Annotated in this window: 5 protein-coding genes; all 5 read left to right on the top strand. The window is 43.5% G+C overall.

The genetic code is table 11. The features are described from left to right. The coding region (locus Q3A68_RS17740) for a hypothetical protein (protein ID WP_302902459.1) at positions 1 to 193 on the top strand (193 nt) is incomplete at its 5' end. A gap of 102 nt (positions 194 to 295) precedes the next feature. After that, complete coding sequence (locus Q3A68_RS17735; RefSeq protein WP_302902458.1) at positions 296 to 2,698, top strand: ABC transporter permease; 2,403 nt, start codon at positions 296 to 298, stop codon at positions 2,696 to 2,698. A gap of 46 nt (positions 2,699 to 2,744) precedes the next feature. Further along, positions 2,745 to 5,186, top strand: a complete 2,442-nt coding sequence (locus Q3A68_RS17730; protein ID WP_302902457.1) for an ABC transporter permease — start codon at positions 2,745 to 2,747, stop codon at positions 5,184 to 5,186. Between the two features lie 69 nt (positions 5,187 to 5,255). Continuing rightward, positions 5,256 to 7,628, top strand: a complete 2,373-nt coding sequence (locus Q3A68_RS17725) for an ABC transporter permease (protein ID WP_302902456.1) — start codon at positions 5,256 to 5,258, stop codon at positions 7,626 to 7,628. 100 nt (positions 7,629 to 7,728) lie between these two features. Then, complete coding sequence (locus Q3A68_RS17720; RefSeq protein WP_302902455.1) at positions 7,729 to 10,185, top strand: ABC transporter permease; 2,457 nt, start codon at positions 7,729 to 7,731, stop codon at positions 10,183 to 10,185. The last annotated feature ends 59 nt before the right edge of the window (positions 10,186 to 10,244 follow it).

Raw genomic sequence — 10,244 nt, 5'->3', positions numbered from 1 at the left:
CATGCGAGCACTTTTAGGATTACCAAAATCCAATGTGGAGTTCTTGCAGGATTATCTCACCAAAATGTGTAGCTATTTCCGGACGGGTCATTATGGTTCGTATCCGAACGGACAGTGTCCGGTTTTGTTACAATCAATTCTTTTAAATAGCATTCAAACAACTCATTATCAATACATTGCAATATCGGCATGATATTATTGCATTAGTGACAGTAATTAATAGTCTGTTATACTATGGTCTGTTGTTAAATCAAGATGCTTATGACAATAGACCAATGACTAATGAACTAAAATCATGATAAAGAATTACTTAAAAATCGCCTGGCGAAATTTATTCAAAAACAAGGCACACACGTTTATTAATGTAACCGGTTTGTCGGTAGGTATGGCAGTGGCCATGCTAATCGGACTGTGGATATGGGACGAGTTATCCTACGACAAATATTTCCAAAACTACAACCGACTGGTGCAGGTAATGCAGCATCAGACCTTTAACGGCGAACGTGGCACCCAAAGTTCCGAACCGTTGCCACTGGGTCCAAAACTACGTGCGGAGTATACCGGGCCTGACAAAGATTTTAAATACGTGGTATCGTCAACATGGACACAGGGTCATATTGTTGCCTTCAAAGACAAAAAACTAAACCAGAACGGCAATTATATGCAACCCGAGGCGCTGGATATGCTGGCTTTAAGAATGCTAAAGGGAACACGCGCGGGCTTAAAAGATCCTTCGTCTATAGTAATGTCGGCAAAGCTTGCCAAAGCTCTTTTTGGCGATACTGATCCAATGAACCAGATTGTGAAGATTGACAACAAAACTGTTGTCAAAGTTACCGGTGTGTATGAAGATCTGCCACGCAATACCTCATTCAATGACATGGCCTTTATTCTTCCGTGGGACCTTTATCTTTCTACCAACCCGTGGACCAAAAACAACGTAGCCGAATGGGGCGATAACTCGTGGCAGGTATTTGCTCAATTGAACAACAATGCCAATATCGATCAGGTCTCAGCACGCATTAGAAATCTGAAACTGAACGCCCTTACAGCCGTAAATGATAAGCTCAGCCTCAGTTTTAAGCCGGCTCTCTTCTTACATCCTATGACCAAATGGCACTTGTATTCTGAGTTTAAAAATGGAGTGATCGTAGGGGGAAATATAGAGTTTGTATGGATGTTTGGTATTATCGGCTCATTTGTTTTGCTGCTGGCCTGCATTAATTTTATGAACCTAAGCACTGCACGTTCCGAAAAAAGGGCTAAAGAGGTAGGCATTCGCAAAACCCTGGGCTCACTACGCCAGCAACTTGTCACACAATTCTTCAGTGAGTCATTAATGGTGTCAGCTTTCGCCTTTCTGTTCGCGCTTATACTGGTGCAACTATCATTATCCTGGTTCAACCAAGTGGCTGATAAACAAATGACCATTTTGTGGACAAGCCCGGCATTCTGGTCTATCGGGTTAGTTTTTAGCATACTTACCGGTATAATTGCCGGCAGCTACCCGGCATTTTACCTGTCGTCATTTCAACCTGTCAAAGTACTTAAAGGGACTTTTCGTGCAGGTCGTTTAGCTTCTTTACCGCGTAAAATATTAGTTGTACTGCAATTTACCGTTTCGGCCACCCTCATCATCGGTACAATAGTTGTTTTTACGCAGGTTCAGTATACCAAACAACGTCCTGTTGGCTACAACCGTGCGGGCATGATACAGGTATATCAGCAAACGCCGGATATTCATAATCATTTCGAGGCAGTAAAATATGACCTGATGAAATCGGGCGCGATAACTTCAATTGCCGAGTCAGGTAGTCCAATAACCGATGTCTGGTCAGATCAAAGTGGTTTTTCATGGGAGGGCATGCCTCCGGGCTTACAACCTGATATGGCTGTGGTTAGAGTTTCGCCAGATTTTGGCAAAACTTTTGGCTGGCAAATTACGCAGGGGCGCGATTTTTCCAGAGATTTTTTGAGCGACTCATCGGGACTTATTGTAAACGAAACGGCTGTGAAGTTTATGAGCCTGAAAAACCCCATCGGCAAGACCATCAAATGGGGCGGGAACTATAAGATCATCGGCGTGGTAAGTGATATGGTAATGCAATCACCCTACTCGCCGGTTATGCCAACAGTATTTAGCATTTTAAAAAACGGAGGCAGCGTCACTAATGTAAGACTTAATCCACATATGGAAACCAATAAAGCGCTTAAAAAGGTGGAAGCTATTTTTAAGCAATACGACCCCGGGAGCCCTTTCAATTTTCAGTTTACCGATACCGAATATGCCAAAAAGTTCGCCGACGAAGAACGTACAGGCAGACTGGCCAGCATTTTTACCATATTAGCCATCTTCATCAGTTGTATGGGCCTTTTTGGTATGGCTTCTTTTATGGCCGAACAACGCACCAAGGAGATTGGCGTGCGCAAAGTGCTCGGCGCTTCCATAGTTAACCTTTGGGGATTAATGTCCAAAGAGTTTGTGGCACTGGTAACTATTTCTTTGTTTATCGCCAGCCCGGTAGCCTATTATTTTATGAATAAATGGATAATGAATTATAAATATCACACGGAAATTTCGTGGTGGATATTTGTATTGACGGCAACCGGGGCGATACTTATTACCCTGCTTACAGTAAGTTATCAAAGTATCAGGGCGGCCACTGCCAACCCGGTGCGTAGCTTACGCTCCGAGTGATAAGAGATTAGGCATGGCAGTACTAATGAACAAATGAGCTATAATCATGATAAGGAATTATTTAAAAATCGCTATCCGCCAGTTACGCAAGCAAAAAATGTATGCCGCCATCAAGATAGGTGGTTTTGCTTTGGGTATTGCGGCCTGTTTGCTAATTGGCCTTTATATAAAAGACGAGCTTAGTTTTGATAAATCATATCCTGATACAGATCGTATTTACCGCGTGGTAGGATATTATAATAGTGATGGCAAAACAGAAAAGGGTACCGACTGGCCCGCCCCCATGGGCAAAGCCTTGAAATCTGACTTTTCGGAAGTAGAAATATCAGGGAGGTTAATGCCCAACTCACTTTTCGAAAAAGCCGGGAGCAACGAAGTGAGGCGCGCTGACCAGGTACAGAACACGTATGAGCAGGGTTTTACCTATGCCGACCAGGAAATGCTCGATATATTGCAATTACCAATGGTCTATGGTAAACGTCAGATTGCCTTGAAAGAACCATTGACCATGATTATATCAAAGCGGGTATCGGATAAATATTTCCCGGGCGAGAATCCAGTGGGCAAGGTAATGTACCTGAATAATGACAAGACCAAGCCTTACACGATTGGTGGCGTAATGCGGAATATTCCTGAAACCTCTCATCTAAGGAAATTTGATTTCCTTTTGACTTTAAAAGGTGTTGAATTTTACCAGGGCGAGCAAAACAACTGGAATGCCAGCAACTACCCCGACTATATCAAGTTGCGCCCCGGCACCAACATAGCTCAATTTGAAAAGAAAATTACCAGTGATATCATTAAGAATTATTTCCTTCCTGCGATGATGAAGGGCGGGATGAAGGATGCGGAAAAGCAAGCCCAAAAGCTTTCACTCCACCTGCAGAAAATCGGCGATATCAATTTGTATTCATATGATATTTATGACGACACACCTCATGGGGATGTTCGTTTCATCTGGCTGTTCGGTGCCGTCGCCGGTTTTATTCTTGTCATAGCTTGTATCAATTTTGTCAATCTATCGACCGCCAAATCTGCTAATCGTGCAAAAGAGGTGGGTTTAAGAAAGGTAGTAGGCTCATATCGCAGCAGCCTGGTCAATCAATTCCTGGCTGAATCAATAGTTTACAGCGTTCTTTCTTTTGTGATCGGGATAATATTAGCCTGGATACTCCTTCCATACTTTAATACACTGGCTTCAAAATCATTATCCATGCCCTGGCATGAGTGGTGGCTGATGCCTTCTTTAATAGCGGCAGCATTCATTGTGGGTATAGTTGCCGGTTTATACCCGGCGTTTTATCTTTCGGGGTTCAAACCTGTACAGGTATTGAAAGGCAGCATTAGTACCGGCAGCAAAAACTCAATACTTAGGAATAGCCTGGTCGTTTTTCAATTCAGCGCTTCCATTATCCTCATCATCTGTACTTTAGTAATTTACAACCAAACGCAATTTATTCTGCATCAAAAGGTAGGTTTTGACAAGGACCAGGTTGTGGTTATACAGGGCACTAATACGCTGGGTGATAAAAACGTAAAGAGCTTTAAAAACGAGCTACTTAAGCTGTCATCGGTAAAAAATGCATCTATAAGCGATTATTTACCCGTTAACGGCACTAAGCGAAATGGTAATACTTTCTATATAGAGGGCAGAACAAAACTCGATCCTGGGGTAAGCGGTCAGTATTGGCAAATAGATGACACCTATCTGAAAACAATGGGTATGAAGTTGGTTGAGGGCCGAAATTTCTCCTATTCGATGGCCGCAGATACACAGGGATCAGTTATTATTAATCAAACTTTAGCAAAAAAGCTTAATCTAAAGAAGCCTATTGGCACACGGATCACTAACGGGTATGGAAAATACACCGTCATAGGTGTGGTCGAGGATTTCAACTACGAATCGATGCGGGGTAATATTGAGCCTATTGTACTTAACTTTGGTCTTAGCAATTCTATTGTATCAGTAAAAGTTGGTGGTGCTGATTTGAAAAACACGGTGGCAAATATCACCTCGGTTTGGAAAAAATATTCGCCCGATCAGCCGATACGTTATACATTCCTCGACGAGGAATTTGCCAACATGTACAAGGATATACAGCAAACCGGAAGCATCTTCACCAGCTTCGCCGTACTGGCTATTATCATAGCATGCCTGGGATTATTCGCTCTTTCAGCTTTCATGGCCGAACAACGCAGCAAAGAAATTGGAGTCCGTAAGGTACTTGGCGCAACAGTTACCAACATCACTACCCTTTTATCTATGGATTTTGTAAAGCTGGTATTGATCGCCATTGCAATAGCATCGCCTATTGCCTGGTACGGCATGACCAAATGGCTGCAGGATTTTGCTTATAAAGTTCCCATAAGCTGGTGGATTTTCGCATTGTCCGGGTTTATGGCCATCGCTATTGCACTAATTACAGTAAGCTTCCAGTCGATAAAAGCGGCGTTGATGAACCCGGTACGCAGCTTGCGCTCCGAATGATTAGCTAATCGGAGATTAGTTGATCCGGGCGGAAATACTAATGACTAATTGAACTAATGAACCAGACCAATGATACAGAATTTCTTAAAAATCGCTATACGCAACCTTTGGCGCAATAAGGCATTTTCAATTATCAATATTGCCGGCCTGGCCATAGGCATGGCCGCGGCCATGTTGATCCTGTTATGGGTACAAAATGAGTTAAGTTATGATCGCTTTTACAGTAATAGCGATAAAATAGCACTGATGTATAGCCGCGATATCAATAACGGCAAACTAAACGTTTGGGGCAATACAAGTGCCCTGCTGGCTCCTACCCTTAAAAAAGATTATCCTGAAGTAGAAGATGCAGCAAGATTCAGGACTGTGTATTTTTTGACCACCGTTGGCGATAAGCATTTTAACACAGAGGGTGCGTTTGCCGATTCAACATTCCTTTCTGTTCTGGATTTTCCGCTGGTAGAGGGTTCTGCTAAAACTGCATTAAATGATAATCATAGTATAGTTATTACCAAATCTCTGGCAACCCGGCTGTTTGGGAATGAGGATGCCATGGGCAAGGTGGTTCGGATTGACAGTACTGAAAATTTCAAAGTGACAGGTGTACTTAAGGACTTACCCGGTAATACTCAATTTACTTATCAATACTTATTGCCATGGTCCTTCATGACAAAACTAGGTTGGGAGAGTGGCCAAACATGGGCTTTCACCAATGCTGCTACTTATGTTTTATTTAAAAAAAGCGAATCACTTGCAACCTTTGACGATAAAATAAAAAACATAGTTAAAACTCACATCAGCCAGGGCGATGGCTCTACCCGGGAGGTGTTTGTTCAACCTTTAAACCGCGAACACCTTTATTCAAAATCAGACAATGGCCGGCTGGTTGACGGGCGCATCGAAACAGTGAAGTTGTTTGTCACCATTGCTATCTTCATTTTGCTTATCGCATGCATCAACTTTATGAATTTAAGTACTGCACGGAGCGAAAAACGTGCAAAAGAAGCAGGTATCCGTAAAGTCGTGGGCGCTCATAAGAGTTCGCTTATACTTCAGTTTATCGGCGAAAGCACAATGATCGCCCTGGTAGCTTTTGGCATCGCGTTATTTATCGTACAAGTAAGTCTGAAGAGTTTTGATAATGTAGTCGGGGTGCCCTTATTTATCAATTTCAGCAATGCCTACTCGTGGCTTTTCGCTGCAGGGTTTATCCTGTTTACAGGGCTGCTCGCCGGAAGCTATCCAGCATTTTATCTTTCGTCTTTCCGTCCGGCAGAAGTATTAAAGGGCACTTTCAGAAAAGTGAATACATTGATCACTCCGCGTAAAATATTGGTAGTGCTACAGTTCACTTTTGCAATTATTCTGATCATCTGTACTATTATCGTCCAAAGCCAGTTACACTATGCGCGCAACAGGGATAGGGGTTACAACAGAGGTGGCCTGGTATATATCTTTTCGCAGGGCGATGTGATCAAAAACTATAATGTGATAAAGAATGGCCTGCTTAGCTCGGGCGCTGCGATTTCTGTAACTAAGACATTTTCGCCTATAACGCGCGTTTGGGGGACAACCAATAGCTTATCATGGCCCGGCAGCACAGATGCCGATAAACAGACAAACTTTTTGCTATTCCAGGCCGATGCAGATTTTGCAAAAACAACCGGCGCCAAAATATTGCAGGGGCGCGACATTGATATGAATAGTTACCGCACTGACAGTACCGCTGTACTACTGAACGAGGCTGCAGTAAAAACTATGCGCCTGCAGAATCCAGTTGGGAAACTGATAAAAAATCAACAGGGGGTAATGTGCCACGTGGTAGGTGTGCTGAAGGATTTTATTATTGAATCGCCTTACGACGAAATTAAACCAATGGTAGTGCAAAGTCTTGCAACAGGATATCCTGTTGTTCACTTCAGGCTGAATCCCGCCAATACTACAGGCGTTGATCTGGCCAAAGCCGAAAGCGTATTTAAACAATACAATTCGCAATACCCATTTGAGTACTACTTCGCCGATGATATGTATGCCCGCAAGTTTAAGGAAGAGCAACAAGATGGTACTCTTTCGGCCCTATTTGCCGGACTGACCATCTTTATTTCATGCCTTGGCCTGTTCGGGCTTGCGGCATATATGGCAGAGAACCGTGTAAAAGAAATTGGGGTACGTAAAGTGCTTGGTGCGAGTGTGAGCAATATAGCGGCCTTATTATCTGCCGACTTTATCAAGCTGGTGCTGATATCCATAATCGTTGCTTCGCCGGTAGCCTGGTGGGCAATGACCCACTGGCTGCAAAATTATACTTACCGAATTGCGGTTGAATGGTGGGTGTTTGTCCTGGCAGGAGCAGGGGCTATCATCATTGCGCTGGTTACCATAAGCTCTCAGGCGATTAAGGCGGCTCTGGCCAACCCGGTAAAGAGTTTACGGTCAGAGTAAGTAATAAGTCGGTGGGATCATGGGCGATAATCCATAGCCAAGCTGACTAAACTAAGGATTATCGACTGTACAAAAAGATTGAACTAATGAACTAAAGCCAATGATAAAAAACTATTTCAAAGTAGCATTCAGGAACTTCTGGCGGCACAAGCTCTTTACGCTTATCAATGTTACCGGTTTATCGATAGGTATCAGTGCAGCATTGGTTATTTACCTGCTGGTGCATTATGACCTCACTTTTGATAAATTTCACAAGGATGGTGATCGTATTTATCGTGTGGTAACCAACTTTTCATTTTCGGGCTCACCGGGCTATAACCCAGGCATTTGCGGACCGCTGCCATGGGCCGTTAAGAACGAGGTTACCGGGTTGGAGCAAGCCGCTCCTATTTTCAGGTTATCGCAACCGAATGTGATTATACCAAATGGCAGCAAAACATCAACGCGTTTCAAAATACAAGACAACGTAATAATAGCCGACGGCGATTACTTTAAACTCTTCGATTATAAATGGCTCGCGGGTTCGGCTCAATCCGCGTTGAGCGCACCATACCAGGTAGTACTTACTTCTGATCAGGCTAAAAAATACTTCCCGGGTGTAGGCTTTGAGCAAATACTTGGACGCGCCGTGATGTACGATAGTTTGAGAGTTACTGTAAGCGGCATTGTTCAGACGATCAAACAAAATACCGATTTCGTTTTTCATGATTTTATTTCATTCCCGACGGCTTTTTCAAATCCATCATTAAAAAATCAATTACGCTTGCATAACTGGGGGGGCACCAGTCCTGAATATCAATTTTTTGTCAAGTTAGCGCCACGGGCGACCGCGGCCCGTATTGAGAAACAGATAAACGATATACAGAAAAAGAACTATAAATCAAGGCCGGGAGTAACGGAAGAATTTGCGCTGCAATCGCTGGCCGATATTCATTTTAACCCTAACTACGGAACTTTTAATGGCCGGATGGCAGATAAAACCACATTACTGGAACTCTCGGGTATCGCTCTGTTCCTTTTATTGCTGGGCTGTATCAATTTTATTAACCTTACTACGGCGCAATCAGCGCAACGGGCCAAAGAGATCGGCATACGCAAAACAATGGGCAGCAGCCGCAAACAGCTCCTGTTTCAATTTATTAGCGAGACATTTTTATTGACCATTATCGCCGTCATTATTTCGGTAGCGATGGCACCTGTCATTCTCAAATTTTTTGCTTCGTTTATTCCATCGGGTGTTCAAACCAGCCCCATAGCCCAACCGAACATTATCCTATTTCTTATTTTGCTGACCATCATAGTCGGCCTTTTATCAGGGTTTTACCCGGCAATGGTTCTTTCGGGATACAAACCGATATCGGTACTGAAAAATCAAGCCGGCAAAGGCCAGGAAACACGCAGGGCGCTACTGCGTAAATTGCTCACTGTAGCACAGTTTGCCATAGCCCAATTCTTCATTATGGCAACAATCCTGGTAAGCAAGCAGATCTATTATGCGCTGCATAAAGATCTGGGTTTCAAAAAAGATGCCATCCTGATCATCAATTCGCCCTGGAAAAACAGGCAGGAGCGTTTAAACCAGGTGCTTCTCAATAAGTTCAGGGCTATTCCGCAGGTAGATATGATAAGTATGGGCCGTGATGCACCTACATCTGACGACTCGCATAGCACTGAAGGCGCCTATAAAGACGGGAAAAAAGAGATCAAGATGGAAAACCTGGGTTTAAAGTTTGGTGACGAAAATTACATCAAGGTTTATCATATCAAATTATTGGCAGGAAGGAACCTGATGGCCGGTGATACCTCGAAAGCATTTCTGATCAATAACACCCTGGCAAAACAAATTGGCTTCAATAATCCTCAAGATGCTGTGGGCAAGGTGATCAGCAATTTTAATGGCGACAGAGATATGCAGATCGTGGGCGTAGTGTCTGACTTTAACCAGGAATCGATACATGCCGCTATTACGCCGCTGGCTATACTTACCAGTACCAATTACTATTTTAATGGCACTTTTCACATCGCATTGAAGCCACAAACAGGCGACGGCGACGATTGGAAAACAGCCATTTCATCAATGGAAAAAGCCTGGAAACAGATCTATCCTGAAGACGATTTCGAATACCAATTTTTTGATGAAAGCATTGCTAGGCTCTACGCCAACGAACAAAATACGGTGTCATTATTGAATTGGGCGACCGGATTATCCATACTGATCAGCTGCCTTGGTTTGCTTGGCTTAACCATTTATACCACCACTCAGCGCACCAAGGAGATTGGCGTACGCAAAATATTGGGTGCATCTATAGCGCAAATCGTTGTGCTGCTATCTACAGAGATGGCCTGGCTTACGGTGCTGGCGTTCGTGATCATAAGTCCGGTAGCGTGGTGGGCTATGAACAAATGGATGCAAAACTTTGCTGATCACACCAAAATAAGCTGGTGGGTATTTGCGCTAAGCGGGGGCGGTATGCTGCTTACCGCACTGGTTACATCAGGGTTTCGGACGGTTAAAGCTGCTTTAGAGAACCCGGTACGCAGCTTACGCTCTGAGTGACTAGTTAATCAGTGACCGGTTAACCAGAGATTGGATTTAGAGTTTAGAAATTAGGATTT

Source organism: Mucilaginibacter tolerans, from assembly GCF_030519375.1.
In the GTDB taxonomy this organism is placed as follows: domain Bacteria; phylum Bacteroidota; class Bacteroidia; order Sphingobacteriales; family Sphingobacteriaceae; genus Mucilaginibacter.
This window is presented reverse-complemented; position numbering and strand designations above follow the sequence as displayed.